Consider the following 16,041-nt stretch of genomic DNA (forward strand, 5'->3'; position numbering starts at 1 on the left):
AATGAAAGAGTATCAGACAATCACGGAAGTCAGCGGCCCGCTGGTGTTCGCCGAGGTCGACGAGCCCATCGGCTACGACGAGATGGTCGAGATCGAGACGCCGAGCGGCGAGACGAAGCGCGGCCAGGTCCTCGAAAGCGAGGACGGCATCGTCGCGATCCAGGTGTTCGAGGGAACGACCGGTATCGACCGCAACGCCTCGGTCCGGTTCCTGGGCGAGACGCTGAAGATGCCCGTCACCGAGGACCTCCTCGGTCGGGTGATGGACGGCTCCGGCAACCCGATCGACGGCGGCCCGGAGATCGTGCCGGACGAACGACGCGACATCGTCGGCGCCGCGATCAACCCGTACAGTCGGGAGTACCCCGAGGACTTCATTCAGACGGGCGTCTCGGCGATCGACGGGATGAACACGCTCGTGCGCGGCCAGAAGCTCCCGATCTTCTCGGGCTCGGGTCTGCCACACAACGACCTCGCGCTCCAGATCGCCCGCCAGGCGACCGTTCCGGAGGAAGCGGGCGAGGGCGACGACGACGAGTCGGAGTTCGCGGTGATCTTCGGCGCGATGGGCATCACGCAGGAGGAGGCCAACGAGTTCATGCAAGACTTCGAGCGCACCGGGGCACTGGAGCGCTCGGTCGTCTTCATGAACCTCGCGGACGACCCCGCCGTCGAGCGGACGGTCACGCCGCGGCTGGCCCTGACGACCGCCGAGTACCTCGCGTTCGACAAGGGGTACCACGTGCTCGTCGTCCTGACGGACATGACCAACTACTGTGAGGCGCTCCGGGAGATCGGCGCCGCCCGCGAGGAGGTGCCCGGCCGGCGTGGCTACCCCGGATACATGTACACCGACCTGGCGCAGCTGTACGAGCGCGCGGGTCGTCTCAAGGACCGCGAGGGCTCGGTTACCCAGATCCCGATCCTCACGATGCCGGGCGACGACGACACGCACCCGATCCCCGACCTGACCGGGTACATCACCGAGGGGCAGATCATGATGGACCGCCCGCTGCACAGTCAGGGCATCGAGCCGCCGGTGAACGTCCTGCCCAGCCTGTCGCGGCTGATGGACGACGGTATCGGCGAGGGCCTCACCCGCGCCGACCACGCCGACGTGTCCGACCAGATGTACGCGGCGTACGCGGAAGGTGAGGACCTCCGTGACCTCGTGAACATCGTCGGCCGCGAGGCGCTCTCCGAGCGCGACAACAAGTACCTCGACTTCGCGGACGCCTTCGAGGAGCGATTCGTCCAGCAGGGATTCGACACCAATCGGACGATCGACGAGACGATCGAGCTCGGTTGGGACCTGCTGTCGACGCTGCCGAAGACGGAGCTCAACCGCGTCGACGAGGACCTCATCGAGGAGCACTACCGCGAGGACACGGCCGCGACGGACGCCGAGGCAGAGGAAGTCTCCGCGGACTGAGCGTCGCGAACCCCTTCGAACCGCTTCTTTCGACCGCTCGTCGTCGAGTGACGACGTCGGCGGCGCCTCGTCGTCGACGAACGTGGCGAGCGGGGAGGACGGCACGTGTGCAGTCGCGGTCGCGGCCGGCCAAACCGCGCCCCGCTTCGCCCCCGACTAACAAGGATTAACACCCTCGCCGCGCAACTTCCCTCCAAGACTATGGCGGAGGACGTCAAGCCGACCCGAAAGAACCTCATGGAGATCGAGGACCGCATCGACCTCTCCGAGCGGGGCCACGACACGCTCGAACAGAAGCGCGACGGGCTCATCATGGAGTTCATGGACATCCTCGACCAGGCGCAGGACGTCCGCGACAAACTGGAGACCGACTACGATACGGCCCAAGACAAGATCAACAAGGCGCGCGCGATGGAGGGAGACGTCGCCGTCCGCGGCGCGGCCGCGGCGCTGAAGGAACACCCGGAGATCACGACCCAGTCGAAGAACATCATGGGCGTGGTCGTCCCGCAGATCGAGTCATCGAAGGTGCGGAAAGACCTCGACGAGCGCGGGTACGGGGTCCTCGGTTCCTCCGCGCGCATCGACGAGGCCGCCGACGCCTACGAGGAGCTCCTGGAGTCGATCATCCTCGCCGCAGAGGTCGAAACGGCGATGAAAAAGATGCTCAAGGAGATCGAGACGACCAAGCGCCGCGTCAACGCGCTGGAGTTCAAGCTCCTGCCCGAACTCAACGAGAACAAAGAGTACATCGAACAGAAGCTCGAGGAGCAAGAGCGCGAGGAGATCTTCCGCCTCAAGAAGATCAAGGCCAAGAAAGAAGAAGAGGAGAAGGCCGAGGAGGCCGCCGCGAAGGCCGAAGCCGAGGCGCTGGAAGCCGGCGTCGCCGAGAGCGACGACTGATCGGATCGCGGCCCTCACGACCGGTCGATGCGCTGCTCGTTCGCGTTCGAGATCGCTTTCTCCGGTTCCCGCGTGGTCCGTTCGGCAGCGACTGCCACCGCTCGGGTCGCGCCGACCGTCCTTCCCCGGTGTTTATGAAACGACGGTCGCCACGCGTCGTATGAACTGTCCCCACTGTGACTCCGCTGTCGTCGCGTTCGCGATCCCGGCGGATCTGCGCGAGTACGCCGCCGGCGACGCGGCGGCGAGCATCTGTCCGAACTGCCTCACCGTCGAGTCGGCTGCGGCGGCGGCGGCCGAGGACGACCCGGCGTTCTCCCGAGTCCACGAGTCGTTCCCGAGCGGCGACGGCGGCGCCGCGTTCGCGCTGTTGGTCGCCACGCTCCCGTCGATCGCGTTGCGCAAGGCCGACGCGCGGGCGATCCGCGAGCGCGCCGAGCGCGAGGGCGTGGACACCGCCCTCGCGTTCGACCGGCTCGTCGACGCCGTCCACGACGCCGAAGTCGCGCCCGCGTTCGACCTCGAACGGCGGGTTCGACAACTGGACTCGCTGCTGGACCCTTCCGAGTGAGCCGGGCGGAACGGCAAGACGTATCCCGGCGGTCGGCCTCCGACCCCGACGGGGACTGATGGACAGAGACACGACCGGCAGCCTTCTCGTGCTCGCGTCGGCGGCCGCCTTCGGCACGCTCGGCGTGCTCGGGGAGGCGGCATTCCGCGCGGGCCTGTCCGTGCCGTCCGCGCTCGCGTTGCGCTTTGCGGTCGGGTCGGTCGTCGTCTGGGTCGGGGTGCTCGGCTACCGCGCGCTGACCGGCGGCGGTCCAGCCCTCGGCTTGCCGACGCGGGAGACCCTCACTGCGGTCGCGCTCGGCGCGGTCGGCTACGCGGGCGTCAGCTACGGATTCTTTGTCGGTGTCGAGCGCATGAGCGCCGGGCTCGCGGCCGTGCTCTTGTACACGTACCCGCTGTTCGTCGTCGCGCTCGCGGCGACGTTTCTCGACGAGCGCGTGGGAATCAGGACCGCCGTCGCCGCAGGGCTGACACTCAGCGGCGTCGCACTCATCTCCTGGACCGGCGCGAGCGCGTTCGACCCCGTCGGCGCGGTCGCGACGGTCGCGGCTGCGGGGCTGTACGCGGCGTACATCGTTGTCTCGCGGGTCACACTGGAGTCTGCCGACGAACGCGTGCTCACCGCCTACGTCGCTCCGGCCGCGGCCGTGTCGCTGGCGATCGTGGCCGCACTCACCGACGCGGTCACGCTCCCGACGACCGCAGCCGGGTGGGGCGCGGTGGTCGCGCTCGGCGTCGTCGCGACTGCGTTCGCGATGTTCGCGTTCTTCGCCGGACTGGCGCGCGTTGGCGCCGGCCGGGCGGGAGTTCTCTCGACGGCGGAGCCGACGGTCGCCGTCGCCCTCGGGGCCGCGTTCCTCGGCGAGTCCGTGACGCCCGCGATGCTCGCGGGAGGCGCACTCGTGGTTGTCGGCGTCGTGGTGGTCCAGACGGCCGACGAGTGACGCCGGCGGGGAGGAAGCGAGGGCCGTCGACAAACGAGACGGTGCGGCAGAAGCGTTAGACGCCCGTAGAGTACCGCAGGATGCCGGCGACGCCGCCGAAGGCGTCCATGAGCTGATCACCCTTCTCGAAGTCGGTGGAGATGAACTTCGTCTCGGTGCCGCGCTGCTCGGCGATCTCGATGAGGTGTTCGACGACGTCCTCGCGCTTGCCGGCGTCGCTGGCGGCCACCATCTCGCCGCACTCCTCGCACTCGTGCTCGGGTGTGGAGTGGCGACGCTCGACGACTTCGCGTTCCTCGTGACCGTTCGGGCACTCGTAGGTGATCACGTCGTCGTGAAGGTCCTCCGAGAGCAGCAGGCGCTCGACCGAGCCCATGATGAGGTTGCGGCGGGTCTGCTCGAAGCCGTAGGTCGCCTTGTCGCCGGTGTGGAGGTTCTCGAAGAACTCCTCCATCTCCCGCTTGTCCTTCATCACCTCCTGGTCGGCGAGCACGTCGCCCGCGGCGTCGACCAGATCGTACAGCCCCGACTCGTCGGTGTAGGCCACGTCGAACTTCCCGAGGACGTGGTCTTGCAACTCGTGGTGGAGGTAGTCGCCGTCGAGGAACTCGTCTTTCGTCGGCGAGGGACCGCCCACGAGGATGCCTTCGATATCGTGGCGCTTGTCGACCATCAGGTCGTTCGCCATCCCCGCGACCTCCTGGTAGAAGTTGTCGATGGCCTCCAGGCGGAGGCGGGCGAACCGCTGGGCGGACTGGCCACCCTTCCGCTGCTTGCCGGGCACCAGCGAGGAGGCCGACTTGACGGGCTCGACGCGCTTGCCCTTGAGCCAGCCGACGTTCGCCTCCCGTCGGTCGAGGACGATGAGCCCGAACAGCCCCTTGTCGGTCATCATGTCCTCCAGCGGCCCGGTCAGGAAGTTGGAGTCGCAGTGGTAGCGGAACGACTGGATCGGCTCGGGCGGCGACTCCAGCACCTTGGTCACCATGTCGGTCTGGCCGCCGCCGGAGTCGACCGCGCCCGAGAAGATGACGATCCCGTTGTCGGGCGGGTAGACGTCGTAGTACCGCAGGCGGTCCTTGATGCTGGTGAGGGCGTCCTGCACGGCGGTCCGGGTCTGCTTGGACTTGATGTTTGACGCCTCGCTGTGCTCCTGTGTGACGTGGGCGACCACGTCGGAGACCTGCTTGTCGTCGGGGATGTATATCGTGACGAGCTGGGTGCCCGAGCCCTCGAAGTCGTCGAGCTCGTCGAGGACCTTCCGGAACTCGTACTTCCGTCGGTCCTCGCTCGCCTGCCCCTCCTGGGCGTCGCTGCTCATTACGGGCTAGTTCGCCGGCCGCGGGCTAAGTACCTGTTGAATACCACGGTGGCACACCGCACGGCAGTCGTTCCCGGGTCGCGGCCGCCCCGTCGCGAGCCGTTCCGTCACCGACCGTCCCGGTCGACCGGCGCCGGCGACTCGGGGACTGCGGCCGAGCGGCGGGACCTACCTTTATCATGTGTGACCGCCGTAGCCACGGTAAATGCCGAAGATATACGCCGTCGCGAGCGTCAAAGGGGGGGTCGGCAAGACGACGACAGCCGCCAACCTCGCAGCGACGCTCGCGGCCGCCGGCTACGACACGGTCGCCGTCGACGCCGATCTCGGATCGGCCAGTCTCGGCCCGTCGCTCGGGGTCGAGCCGGGAGAGACGACTCTCCACGACGTGCTCGCGGGCGAGGCCGACCCCGTCGACGCGACGCGTGAGGGGCCACACGGCCTCGCGGTGCTCCCCGGGGGGGACAGCCTCGAACACTTCCGGAAGGCCGAGCCGGGCGAGATCGTCGACGTGCTGGAGGCGATCACGGGCGCAGACTACGTGATCGTCGACACGGGCGCGGGGTTGACTCACCAGACGGCGCTCCCGCTGTCTGTCGCCGACGGCGTTCTCCTGGTGTCGACGCCGACGCGCGACGGACTCGCGAACACCCGCAAGACGCAGGACCTCACCGAGAAGCTCGGCGGCGAGGTCGTCGGGCTCGCACTCAACGAGGCGGCGGGAGACGAGGACACCGGCGCCGTCGACGTGCCCGTCCTCGGCGCGATTCCCGACGACCCGCTGGTCGCCGAGGCGCAGGCGGCGGGGAGCCCCCTCTCGGCGTACGCGCCCGACAGCGACGCCGCGGCGGCCTACCGTTCGCTCGCGTCTTCGCTCACCGGACAGCCGATCCGTCCCGCGGTGACGCCGGACAACTCGGGGGCGACACCCGATGACCCGGAGTACGAGACGGCCGCTACCGACACGAGCCCCGACGCCGCACTCGATCTCCCAGAGGTCGACGCCGAACCTGACGTCGAGGCAGACGTGGGGGGTACCGAGATAGACGAGGAGACTACCGTGGCGGACGATGGCGTGGCAGAAGAAGAGGAAGCGGACGACGCCGTGGCAGACGACGAGGCCGATGACAGCCAGCCGGACGAGGCCGACGACAGCCAGCCGGACGACGCCGACGACGCCGTGATCCTCGAGGACGACGGCGAGGAGGGGGACCGCGCCGCGGCCGCGGCCCGGAGCACGGTCCTCGACGACGACGAGTACGCTCCCTCTTCGACGGACGCGGGCCCGGCGACGGTCGAGGACGCGGAATCGGGCGAGTCCGCTGAGATCGGCGAGGACGTGATCCCGTTCGCCCAGCAGAGCAAGGAGCGTACCGAAGAGGCGAAACAGCAGCAGGACGACGACGCCGACGACTCGGACGACCGCGGCAGCGGGGGGTTCCTCGGGCGGCTGTTCCGGTCGTCGTAGCCGCCCGCGGGGATCGGGAGTTTCTTTTTGTCGCCGCCACCTCTCGGGAGTATGAGCGAAGCAGGCAGCGACTCTGTGCCGATCTGGTGGATCCTCGTCTTCATCGTCCTCGCGCTCGGACTGGGCGCGATCGCGGTGCTCTCGGTCGGTGGCAGTCTAATCACGCCGGCGGCCCTGCCGGTCCCGGCGCTACCGGCGTAGTATCGAGACGAGAGGCCCCAGGCGGGGCCGCGACACCTTCTCACGTCCCGCTCGGCGGTACCGCCGAGCGAGCGCGAACGCGACGCCGCCGCCGCCGATCGCGGTCGGTTCGACCTCCGAGAGCCGACGGGGGCCAACAAGTCGACCGCGACGAACACGAGTCGATGGAAACCGATACCCGCGCCTACATCGACTCGGGCGCTTCGACCCCGAGCACGTCGAGCGCGTTTGCGACCGTGTTGCGTGCTGCAATGACGAGCGCGAGCCGCGCGTCGCGCGTCGCCTCGTCGTCGGCGGTCAACACCGGGCACTCCCGGTAAAACGCGTTGAACGTCTCCGCGAACTCGCGGGTGTACGTGGCGACGCGGTGCGGTTCGAGGTCCTCCGCGGCCTCCTCGACCACGGCGGGGAACTGCGCGATCACCGCCAGCAGGTCGCGTTCCTCGGGCGTCGACAGCGCGGACTGGTCGACCGTCGCCTCGGGGGCCGGCCCCTCGTCGCCGGCCTCGTCGACGATCCCGCAACAGCGCGCGTGGACGTACTGGACGTAGGGCGCAGACTGCGCCTCGAAGTCGAGCGCGCGGTCCCACTCGAACGTGATCGACTTCGTCGGCTGCTTGCTCACGATGTCGTAGCGGACGGCGCCGACGCCGACCTGTCGGGCGATGCGCTCGACGTCTTCTCCGGCGAGGTCGTCGTCGCGGATGCGGTCGTCCAGGCGGGATTCGACCTCCTCGCGGGCGCGGTCGATCGCCTCGTCGAGCAGGTCGTCGAGGTCGACCGCGGTGCCCGCGCGCGTGGACATCTTCCCCTCGGGGAGATTCACGTACGAGTAGAACATCGACTGCAGGCGCTCGGTGTCGTTGCCGAGGAGGTCGAGTGCGGCCTGAAGCTGCCCCGCCTGCAGTTTGTGGTCCTCGCCGAGCACGGTGACCGCGCGGTCGTAGTTGTCGAACTTCCACTCGTGGTGCGCCAGATCGCGGGTGGTGTACAGCGACGTGCCGTCCGAGCGGAGGAACACGAGTTTCTTTTCGTACCCGTACTCGGAGAGGTCGACCTGCCATGCGCCCTCCTCCAGTACGGACTCGTCGAGCGCTTTCAACCGCTCGGCAACCTCGTCAGAGGAGCCGTCACTGATGAAGCGCGTCTCCTTGACGAACTCGTCGAACGCGGCGGGCAGGCGCGCGAGCGACGCCTCCATCCCCGAGAGTACGGCGTCCACGACCGCGCTGACGCGTTCGTACGTCTCCGCGTCTCCCGACTCCAGCCCCTGGAGGATCGACGATATCTCCGCCTCTGCGGCCTCGACGGTCTCCTCGTCGCCCTCCTCCAGCACCTCGTTGCCCTTGCGGTAGTAGCGGACGAGGTCGTAGTCCGACTTATCGCGCGCTGGCTCGGGGAGATCCGCCTCGTCGAACGTCTCGTAGGCCCACGTGAATATCGCCATCTGCCGGCCGGCGTCGTTCACGTAGTAGTGGCGGTCGACGTCGTAGCCGGCGTAGTCGATCGCGTTCGCGACGGCGTCGCCGATGATCGGGTTGCGCGCGCGGCCGACGTGGACCGGCCCCGTCGGGTTCGCGGAGGTGTGTTCCACGACGACGGACTCGCCGTTCGGCGGGAGCCGACCGAACTCGTCGTCGCCGGCGGCGGCGAGCGTGTCTGCGTAGTAGGCGTCGTCGACGAAGAAATTCACGTACGGCCCGCTGGTGTCGACGCGCGCGAGGTACTCCGTCCCCGCGCTGTCGACTGCCTCTGCGACCTCGGCGGCAACTTGCGGTGGCGGGGCGCCCGCCTCGCCCGCCAGCCGGAAGGCGACGCTGGAGGCGAGCGTCGCGTCGACGCCGTCGGGGGGGTCCTCGATGCCGAGATCGTCGGTCGGATAGCCGAGGTCGGCGAGCGCGTCCGTCAGCGCCGCCGCCACGGCCGACCGGAACTGTCTGAACATGCGCGTGGCTTCCCCCGCCGCCGATAAATGGGTTTCCGAACCGCTCCGGCGACCGGGACGCCGGGTATGTCTCTTCCAACCGTGAACTGCCACCTAACTCGCCGACACCGACGCCTTTTGGTACGTCGATTCCCAACTCCGAGATGACTCCCGGTCGCGTGACGTACTATACCAGTTCCGTGACGCATCTCATATCCGGTATGCTTTTGCGTCGGGGGCTCCGACGTGTGGGTAATGAGTGCTTCCACGACGACCGTCGGCCACGACGAGGTGGCCGCGCTGAAGACCGTCGCGCTTCGAGGCGGCCTGGGCGAACCGGTGAAGGTCTCCTGTTCGACGCTGGGGGAGCGTCTCGACGCGTCCAGCCAGACGGCCTCTCGACGGCTCCAGCGGCTCGAAGCCGCCGGCCTACTCGAACGCGACGTCGTCGGCGACGGCCAGTGGGTGACGGTGACCAACGCGGGCGAGCGTCGCCTCCGGGGCGAGTACGCCGACTACCGGCGGCTGTTCGAGGGCGAGGCCGGACTCTCGCTGTCGGGGAGCGTCACCTCCGGGATGGGTGAGGGCCGCCACTACATCCAGCTGTCGGGGTACCACGAGCAGTTCGTCGAGCGCCTCGGCTACGAGCCGTTCCCGGGCACGCTGAACGTCTCGCTGTCGGAGGCGGCCGTGCGCGCCCGCGCCGGGCTGGACTCCGTCGAGGGGGTTCCCATCGACGGTTGGGAGGACGAGGAGCGGACGTTCGGCCCGGCGACGTGTTACGCAACGGAGGTCAGTGCCGACGGCGAGTCGTTCACGCCGGCGCACGTCATCGTCCCCGAGCGGACCCACCACGACGAGGACCAGATCGAGCTGATCGCGCCCGCGAAGCTACGCGAGGAGCTGGGACTCGACGACGGCGACGAGGTCCGCGTCCGTGTCACCGACGCCGAGCGGGCCGACGAGCCGGCGTCGCCGACCGAGACCACGGAGTTCGGGGGATCAGCGTGAGCAGCCAAGCCGGACGACTGGACCGCGCGCTCGCGGCGTTTCGCGCCGGCGAACCGGTGCTCGTCCACGACTTCGACGACCGCGAGGGAGAGACCGACTTGGTGTACCCTGCCGGCGCCGTCGAGCCGGCGGACGTGGCGCGGATGCGCAACGACGCCGGCGGGCTGATCTGCGTCGCCGTCTCCGACCCCGTCGCCGACGCCGCCGCGCTCCCGTTCCTCGAAGACCAGATCGACCACCCGGCGGCCGCGAGCCACGACCTCGCGTACGACGACCGGTCGTCGTTCTCGCTGCCGGTGAACCACCGGGACACCTTCACCGGGATCACCGACGACGACCGCGCGCTGACGATCACGGAGCTGGCGTCGATGGCCTCCGCCGTCGAGGCGGGCGTCGACTACGACGCCGAGGCGTTCGCCGCCGAGTTCCGCGCGCCCGGGCACGTCCACGTGCTCCGCGGCGCTCCGGACGGGCTCTCTGACCGGCTGGGTCACACCGAGTTGGGGCTCGCGATGGCCGCCGAGACGGGACAGCCGCCCGCGGTCGTCGTCTGTGAGATGCTCGACGACGAGACCGGCCGGGCGCTGTCGACGCGGGCGGCCCAGGAGTACGCCGAGCGACACGGCTTCCCGTTCGTCGAGGGCGCCGAGTTGGTCGAAGCGCTGCGGTAGGCGTCGGCGGACTCCCTGATCAGGTTTCGTTGGCCGCGGGCGGCTCGCCACTCTGATCTCGCCGCCGTCCGGTCGAGATTTCCCTCGCTTCACTCGGCGGTCTCGCCTCAGTCGTCCGCGGGCGTGGCACCCCCCGGAGCCTCGGTCGGCGTCGTCGCCCGCCCGGCCAGCGCCAACCCGACGAGCGCCACCGCCGACAGCGGGCCGAAGAAGTAGTACGGGACGAACGCCCACGACGACTCGAAGCCGAGCGCGGCCGCCATGAAGACCGCGCCGGCGTGCCACGGGAACAACGGACCGGTGGGGGTGCCGGCCGCCTCGACGGCCCGAGAGAGATCTCGCGAGTCGAGCCCGTATTCGTCGTACAGACCCCGGAGGCTCACGCCGGGAACGACGATGCTCATGTACTGCTGGGCGGTGAACGCGTTCGTGAGGAGCGCGGCGCCGCCGGTGCCGACGACGAGGGAGTTTCGTGACCACACTACGTCCGCCAGGCGGTCGGCGACGACCGCGAGCACGCCCGTCCCCTCCAACAGCCCGCCCAACGCCAGCGCCGCGACGACGACGGCGATCGTCCAGCCCGACCCCGCGAGGCCGCCCGTCGCCAGCAGCCCGTTGACGAGTTCGCTGCCGGTCTCGGGGGCGGTGCCGTTCAGGAAGGCGTCCCAGGCGGCGGTGAACGAGCGGCCCTGCGCGAGCACGGTCGTCCCGGCGCCCGCGAACACGCCGGCGACCAGCGCGGGCAGCGCGGGGTAGCCGCGGACCGCGAGCCCGAACGTGACGACCAGCGGGAGGAACACCAGCGGACCGAGCGCGTAGGCGGACGCCAGCGGCCCGGTGATCGCCGAGGGATCGCCGCCGGAGCCGCTCACGGCGTACGCGCCGAGGACGGCGTAGCCGGCGACCGAGAGACCGAGCGCGACGGCGGTGCCGAGACGCATCGCGTTGATGTGGTCGTACAGGTCGGTGTTCGTGACGGCCGCCGCGAGGTTGGTGGTGTCCGACAGCGGGCTCTGCTTGTCGCCCGCGTACGCCCCCGAAACGATCGCGCCGGCGGTCATCGGCGCCGAGACGTCGAGCCCCGAACCGATGCCGATGAACGCGACCCCGAGCGTGCCGACGGTCGTCCACGACGACCCGATGGCGAAGGCGACGACGGCCGCGAGCACGGCCGTCACCGGGAGGAACACCTGCGGCGACAGCAGTCCAAGCCCGTAGTACATCAGCCCCGGGATCGTGCCGGCGCTGGTCCACGTCGCGATCAGCCCGTAGATGACGAACAGGATCAACACGGCCTGCATCCCCATTTGGAGACCGCCCTCGGCGGCGTCGTACACCCCGTCCCAGTCGTAGCCGAGTCGGTACCGCGTGAACAACCCTGCGAAGGCGATACTCCACAACAGCGGCCCGTGCGGGGCGAGCCCGAGCACCCCCGAGCCGATGCCTAAGGAGGCGATGACGACCGCCAGCGGCACGAGCGCCTCGCCGAGCGTCGGCCGCCGCGCGTCGCCGCGTTCCTCGTCGGTGCCTGGGGGCTGCGTCTCCATCATCGCCGCGTAATTCACTGAAGTAATTAAAATACTTGTTTTTATTATTCATGGTCGTACGTGGGGATCGTCGGACCGCGAGGGCGGAGGTGACGGCAGGACGGTGTGGCCGGGGACGTGGGCGAGGGCGCCGGGCCGATCCGGTGTCGGTCTGGCCCGTCGTTTCTGTGGTCTTTATTGTCCGGCAAATCCTGCGCTCGCGTATGGCTGGCTTCACCGAGATGGACGTCGACACCATCTGGCAAAACGGCGAGTACGTCGACTGGGAGGACGCGACGACGCACGTCCTCACGCACGGACTCCACTACGGCACGGGCGTCTTCGAGGGCGTGCGGGCCTACGACACCGAGGAGGGGACCGCGGTGTTCCGCTGGGAGGAGCACCTCGACCGATTCTTCGAATCGACGAAGCCGTACGACATGGAGATCCCCTACTCACGGGAGGAACTGACCGAGGCGACGATGGAGACCATCCGCCGCAACGACCTCGACTCGGCGTACGTCCGCCCCATCGCCTACTACGGCTACCACAGCCTCGGCGTCGCGCCGGGCGACTGTCCGACCGACGTGGCGATCGCGGCGTGGCCGTGGGGCACGTATCTCGGCGAAGACGCACTGGAGAACGGGATCAAGGCGATGGTGTCCTCCTGGCGCAAGCACTCCTCCTCGCAGATCCCGACGAACGCGAAGACCACGGGGCTGTACGTCAACTCCCTGCTCGCGGGCGAGGAGGCCCGCCGCAACGGGTACAAGGAGGCGATCGTCCTCAACAAGGAGGGCAACGTCGCGGAGGGGCCCGGCGAGAACATCTTCCTCGTGCGCGACGGCGAGATCTTCACGCCCGGGCTCTCGGAATCCATCCTCGACGGCATCACCCGGAACACGGTGATCGAACTGGCGCGCGAGCGCGGCTACACCGTTCACGACAACGTGAGCATCTCGCGGGGCGAACTGAACACCGCCGACGAGCTGTTCTTCACCGGCTCGGCGGCGGAGGTCACGCCGATCCGGCAGGTCGACAACGTCGAGATCGGGAACGGCTCGCGCGGGCCGGTCACCGAGGAACTGCAGACCGCGTTCTTCGACCTCGTGGAGCGTCGCACCGACGACCACGAAGAGTGGTTCACGTACGTCTGATCCGGCTCTGATCGGCCGGCCGGCTCGCGCGAGCAGGCGACGCGGTTCGGCAGCGACTGTTCACGCGGGGCGCCATCCGATCCCTGTGAGATCGGTCGTCGGAACCGGTCGGTCTACGGCTCTAATTCCTCGTCGACGCACTCGCGCACCGGTCCGACCAACTCGTCGGCGACGGTGTACGGGTCCGTCTCCTTCACGAGGACGTCGTCGGCCATCGCCTCGATCCCGCCGCGGGCCTCGATCACTTCCTCCAGCAGCCCGGCGGTGTCGGCGCGAACCAACTGCCGGATCTCCTCGGCGTACCGAGTGCGCGCCCGGTCGTCGATCCGCCCCGTCTCGTGGAGCCACGCGGCGTGGTCGCCGAGCGTGTCGATCAGCTCTTGGACGCCCGTCGCGTCGGTGGCGACCGTCTCGACGACCCGCGGGTCCCACGCCTCCTCGTCGGGGCTGTCGATGGCGACCCGCGCCATCTCCTCGTCGTCGACGGGGCCGTGGTGGCCCGTGTTCAGCCCCGCCGCGGGGTTTTCGCGCATGTGGATCATCTCCTCCAACTCCGCGACGGTGCGCTCGGCGCCGTCCATGTCGGCTTTGTTGACGACGAACACGTCGCCGATCTCTAAGATTCCCGCCTTCAGCATCTGCACGTCGTCGCCAGACCCCGGCTGGACGAGCACGCACACCGTGTCTGCGGTCTTCACGATGTCGACCTCGTTTTGCCCCGCGCCGACCGTCTCGATGATCACCTTGTCCTTGCCGAAGGCGTCGAGCGCCTTCACCGCGTCCGACGTGGCCGTCGACAGTCCGCCGAGCGTCCCGCGGGCGGACATCGATCGGAAGAACACGTCCATGTCGCCGACGTTGGAGGCCATCCGGATCCGGTCGCCCAGCACCGCCCCGCCGGTGTACGGCGAGGAGGGGTCGACCGCGATGACGCCGACCGTCTCGCCGCGGTCGCGGTACGTCTTCGCCAGTTTGTCGACCAGCGTCGACTTCCCGGCGCCCGGGCTGCCCGTGATCCCGATCACGTCCGCGGTTCCGGTGTGGGTGTGGAGCGCGGAGACGATGTCGCGGTACCCCGGCGAACGGTTCTCGATCTTCGTGATAACGCGCGCGAGCGCCCGGTGTTTCCCGTCCAGCAGGTCATCGACCAGCGCCGACTCCGTCCCTGTGACCGTCATCACTCGCGGTCGTGGACGTTCTCGCGGACGAACTCGATCGTCTCCTCCATCGGGGTACCCGGGCCGAAGACGGCGCCGACCCCCATCTCGAGCATGTCCTCGCGGTCGTCGTCGGGGATGATCCCGCCGACGAGGATCAGCGTGTCCTCGAAGGCGTCGTACTCCTTCAGGCCGTCGACGATCTTCGGGACGAGCGTGTTGTGGGCCCCTGAGAGGATGGAGATCCCGAGGACGTCGACGTCCTCCTGGACGGCCGCCTGGACGATCTCGTCGGGCGCGCGGTGGAGTCCGGAGTAGATGACCTCGAAGCCGGCGTCGCGAAACGCCCGCGAAATGACGTGTGCGCCGCGGTCGTGGCCGTCGAGGCCGACCTTCGCGATGAGACAGCGGATCTGTCGCCCCGCCTCGCGTTCTTGTGTACTCATGCGTCTCGATTAGACGCCGCCGGTGTTGACTTTAACGGACGACCATGATGTGTCGACGACGCCGGGGCCTCCCGTCCGACCGCACGCGCGGCATCACGGGAACACCACGTCGGCGGCGTACAGCCCGAACGCGGAGCGCTCGACGCCAGTGATCGGCACAGGGACCATGCCGATGACGAGGTCCTTGGGGCCCTCGGAGCTCTCGCGGGTGATCCGGCGGTGGACGACCTCGTCGGGGGCCTCGAGCCCGAACAGCTCGCGCTCGCTCTCGGTCGGGAACGCCTCCGACACCGGTCTCCCGACGGCGTCGGTGCCGAACAACGCTTCGTACGCCGTGTTGACCTCGGTGAGCACCGGTTCGCTGCCGTCGGTCGACTCCACGTACACCGCCGGCGACTTGATCCCCTCGAAAAAGTAGTGCAGTCGGTCGCGTTCGACGCGAAGGTCTGCCTCCCGCTGGAGGCGCGCAAGCGCCTCTTTGGCGTGGGAAGCGACGATCTCGACGAACTCGGCGTCTTGCCGGTCGAACGCGGCCTCCCGGTTGGACGACACCTGGAGGACGCCAGCCTCGCCGACCGGGACGCTCACCACCGAGCGGAGGCCGTCGATATCCCGGGTGAAGTCCGGGTCGGTCGCGTAGTCGTCGACGATCTGCGTCTCGCCCGTTCGGTACGTCCGCCCGACGACTCCTTCCTCCACACTGAGCCGTATCTCGGGCTCGTCCGAGAGCGTGTGCCCGTACGGATAGAACTCGTCGCCCTCGCGAAGCGCGAGCACGCAGCGACCGTGGCCGAGCGCGTTCGTCACCGCCGAGACGACGGTGTCGCTCACTTCCTCAATTGACTGACACCCGGTCAACTCGCGGGTGTAGGCGTTGAGCGCGGACAGCTTCGCGTTCGCCTCCGTGAGGGCGTTGCGCTCACGCTCGCGCTCGATGCGCGCCGCGACGCGGCGCGCGAGCAGGTCCGTCCCCCCGTCGGTCGCGATCACCTCATCGACCGGGACAGCCGGCACTTCGTCGCCGTACACCAACAGCGGCACCTCGTCCGCGACCGACGCCAGATTTTCCACGCAGACCGTCCGGTCGGACACGACGACGACGCAGTCGAGCGTGGGGCCGAGTTCGCGGAGGTACTCGGTGGCGACGGAGCCACGCTTGCTGAGGACGGTCGCGTTCAGGCTGGCCTCGAGTGCACCCACGACGTCCGCGCCGTAGTCGCTCGGCGTCTGATCTGATACTGCGACCAGGACGCGGGCGTCGTGTGAGGTGGCCATCAGTTGCCTTGGTGCTAATGACGGATCGCAAAGAG

At 68.8% G+C, this 16,041-nt stretch carries 15 protein-coding genes; 9 read left to right on the plus strand and 6 right to left on the minus strand.

Translation table 11 applies throughout. From position 1 onward, the window contains the following. Position 1 precedes the first annotated feature (1 nt). The 4 genes from P0Y41_RS12810 (at position 2) to P0Y41_RS12825 (ending at position 3,849) form a co-directional block, all read left to right on the plus strand. Positions 2-1,432: an ATP synthase subunit B gene (locus tag P0Y41_RS12810; RefSeq protein WP_284061705.1), complete on the plus strand. Its 1,431-nt coding sequence runs from the start codon at positions 2-4 to the stop codon at positions 1,430-1,432. A gap of 201 nt (positions 1,433-1,633) precedes the next feature. Further along, positions 1,634-2,335 (plus strand): V-type ATP synthase subunit D, encoded by a 702-nt coding sequence (locus P0Y41_RS12815; RefSeq protein ID WP_284061706.1) that lies wholly within the window; start codon positions 1,634-1,636, stop codon positions 2,333-2,335. Positions 2,336-2,495: 160 nt separating this feature from the next. Further along, positions 2,496-2,906, plus strand: a complete 411-nt coding sequence (locus P0Y41_RS12820; RefSeq protein WP_284061707.1) for a DUF6276 family protein — start codon at positions 2,496-2,498, stop codon at positions 2,904-2,906. A 58-nt stretch (positions 2,907-2,964) separates the two neighbouring features. Beyond that, entirely contained in the window at positions 2,965-3,849 is an 885-nt protein-coding gene (locus P0Y41_RS12825; RefSeq protein WP_284061708.1) for a DMT family transporter, read from the plus strand. 55 nt (positions 3,850-3,904) lie between these two features. On the opposite strand, the gene prf1 is transcribed toward P0Y41_RS12825, so the two are convergent. Next, entirely contained in the window at positions 3,905-5,170 is a 1,266-nt protein-coding gene (gene prf1, locus P0Y41_RS12830) for a peptide chain release factor aRF-1 (RefSeq protein ID WP_284061709.1), read from the minus strand. A gap of 205 nt (positions 5,171-5,375) precedes the next feature. Between prf1 and P0Y41_RS12835 the strand changes: the two genes are divergently transcribed. Beyond that, on the plus strand, positions 5,376-6,638 hold the full coding sequence (locus P0Y41_RS12835; RefSeq protein WP_284061710.1) for a P-loop NTPase: 1,263 nt from the start codon (positions 5,376-5,378) through the stop codon (positions 6,636-6,638). Between the two features lie 51 nt (positions 6,639-6,689). Next, positions 6,690-6,839 carry a hypothetical protein gene (locus P0Y41_RS12840; RefSeq protein WP_284061711.1) on the plus strand — a complete coding sequence of 50 codons (150 nt, stop codon included), beginning with the start codon at positions 6,690-6,692 and terminating at the stop codon, positions 6,837-6,839. A 184-nt stretch (positions 6,840-7,023) separates the two neighbouring features. Here P0Y41_RS12840 and argS read toward each other — a convergent pair whose 3' ends face one another. Next, a complete protein-coding gene (gene argS / locus P0Y41_RS12845) occupies positions 7,024-8,784 on the minus strand; it encodes an arginine--tRNA ligase (RefSeq protein WP_284061712.1) in 1,761 nt (586 codons plus the stop codon). A 234-nt stretch (positions 8,785-9,018) separates the two neighbouring features. On the opposite strand from argS, the gene P0Y41_RS12850 reads away from it, so the two are divergent. Next, entirely contained in the window at positions 9,019-9,774 is a 756-nt protein-coding gene (locus P0Y41_RS12850; RefSeq protein ID WP_284061713.1) for a CTP-dependent riboflavin kinase, read from the plus strand. Continuing rightward, positions 9,771-10,445, plus strand: a complete 675-nt coding sequence (gene ribB, locus P0Y41_RS12855) for a 3,4-dihydroxy-2-butanone-4-phosphate synthase (protein WP_284061714.1) — start codon at positions 9,771-9,773, stop codon at positions 10,443-10,445. Before P0Y41_RS12850 ends, ribB begins: the two co-directional genes overlap by 4 nt. 107 nt (positions 10,446-10,552) lie before the next feature. Here ribB and arcD read toward each other — a convergent pair whose 3' ends face one another. Beyond that, positions 10,553-11,992, minus strand: coding sequence for an arginine/ornithine antiporter ArcD (gene arcD, locus P0Y41_RS12860; protein ID WP_345783211.1), 1,440 nt, complete (start codon positions 11,990-11,992; stop codon positions 10,553-10,555). A 203-nt stretch (positions 11,993-12,195) separates the two neighbouring features. Between arcD and P0Y41_RS12865 the strand changes: the two genes are divergently transcribed. After that, on the plus strand, positions 12,196-13,128 hold the full coding sequence (locus P0Y41_RS12865) for a branched-chain amino acid transaminase (protein ID WP_284061716.1): 933 nt from the start codon (positions 12,196-12,198) through the stop codon (positions 13,126-13,128). A 113-nt stretch (positions 13,129-13,241) separates the two neighbouring features. Here P0Y41_RS12865 and meaB read toward each other — a convergent pair whose 3' ends face one another. From meaB to P0Y41_RS12880, 3 genes are all read right to left on the minus strand, one after another. After that, the gene (gene meaB / locus P0Y41_RS12870) at positions 13,242-14,306 is read right to left on the minus strand and encodes a methylmalonyl Co-A mutase-associated GTPase MeaB (RefSeq protein WP_284061717.1); all 1,065 of its coding nucleotides are present in this window, start codon (positions 14,304-14,306) and stop codon (positions 13,242-13,244) included. Beyond that, positions 14,306-14,731, minus strand: coding sequence for a cobalamin B12-binding domain-containing protein (locus tag P0Y41_RS12875; RefSeq protein WP_284061718.1), 426 nt, complete (start codon positions 14,729-14,731; stop codon positions 14,306-14,308). Before P0Y41_RS12875 ends, meaB begins: the two co-directional genes overlap by 1 nt. 93 nt (positions 14,732-14,824) lie before the next feature. Beyond that, positions 14,825-16,006 (minus strand): GAF domain-containing protein, encoded by a 1,182-nt coding sequence (locus P0Y41_RS12880; RefSeq protein WP_284061719.1) that lies wholly within the window; start codon positions 16,004-16,006, stop codon positions 14,825-14,827. Positions 16,007-16,041 lie beyond the last annotated feature (35 nt).

Source organism: Halobaculum halobium (assembly GCF_030127145.1).
Lineage (GTDB): Archaea > Halobacteriota > Halobacteria > Halobacteriales > Haloferacaceae > Halobaculum > Halobaculum halobium.

Excerpts from the sequence above, each read along its gene's own strand:
- P0Y41_RS12810 (WP_284061705.1), top strand. The coding sequence starts at position 2 with ATGAAAGAGTATCAGACAATCACGGAAGTCAGCGGCCCGCTGGTGTTC.
- P0Y41_RS12815 (WP_284061706.1), top strand. The coding sequence starts at position 1,634 with ATGGCGGAGGACGTCAAGCCGACCCGAAAGAACCTCATGGAGATCGAG.
- P0Y41_RS12820 (WP_284061707.1), top strand. The coding sequence starts at position 2,496 with ATGAACTGTCCCCACTGTGACTCCGCTGTCGTCGCGTTCGCGATCCCG.
- P0Y41_RS12825 (WP_284061708.1), top strand. The coding sequence starts at position 2,965 with ATGGACAGAGACACGACCGGCAGCCTTCTCGTGCTCGCGTCGGCGGCC.
- prf1 (WP_284061709.1), bottom strand. The coding sequence starts at position 5,170 with ATGAGCAGCGACGCCCAGGAGGGGCAGGCGAGCGAGGACCGACGGAAG.
- P0Y41_RS12835 (WP_284061710.1), top strand. The coding sequence starts at position 5,376 with ATGCCGAAGATATACGCCGTCGCGAGCGTCAAAGGGGGGGTCGGCAAG.
- P0Y41_RS12840 (WP_284061711.1), top strand. The coding sequence starts at position 6,690 with ATGAGCGAAGCAGGCAGCGACTCTGTGCCGATCTGGTGGATCCTCGTC.
- argS (WP_284061712.1), bottom strand. The coding sequence starts at position 8,784 with ATGTTCAGACAGTTCCGGTCGGCCGTGGCGGCGGCGCTGACGGACGCG.
- P0Y41_RS12850 (WP_284061713.1), top strand. The coding sequence starts at position 9,019 with ATGAGTGCTTCCACGACGACCGTCGGCCACGACGAGGTGGCCGCGCTG.
- arcD (WP_345783211.1), bottom strand. The coding sequence starts at position 11,992 with ATGGAGACGCAGCCCCCAGGCACCGACGAGGAACGCGGCGACGCGCGG.
- P0Y41_RS12865 (WP_284061716.1), top strand. The coding sequence starts at position 12,196 with ATGGCTGGCTTCACCGAGATGGACGTCGACACCATCTGGCAAAACGGC.
- meaB (WP_284061717.1), bottom strand. The coding sequence starts at position 14,306 with ATGACGGTCACAGGGACGGAGTCGGCGCTGGTCGATGACCTGCTGGAC.
- P0Y41_RS12875 (WP_284061718.1), bottom strand. The coding sequence starts at position 14,731 with ATGAGTACACAAGAACGCGAGGCGGGGCGACAGATCCGCTGTCTCATC.
- P0Y41_RS12880 (WP_284061719.1), bottom strand. The coding sequence starts at position 16,006 with ATGGCCACCTCACACGACGCCCGCGTCCTGGTCGCAGTATCAGATCAG.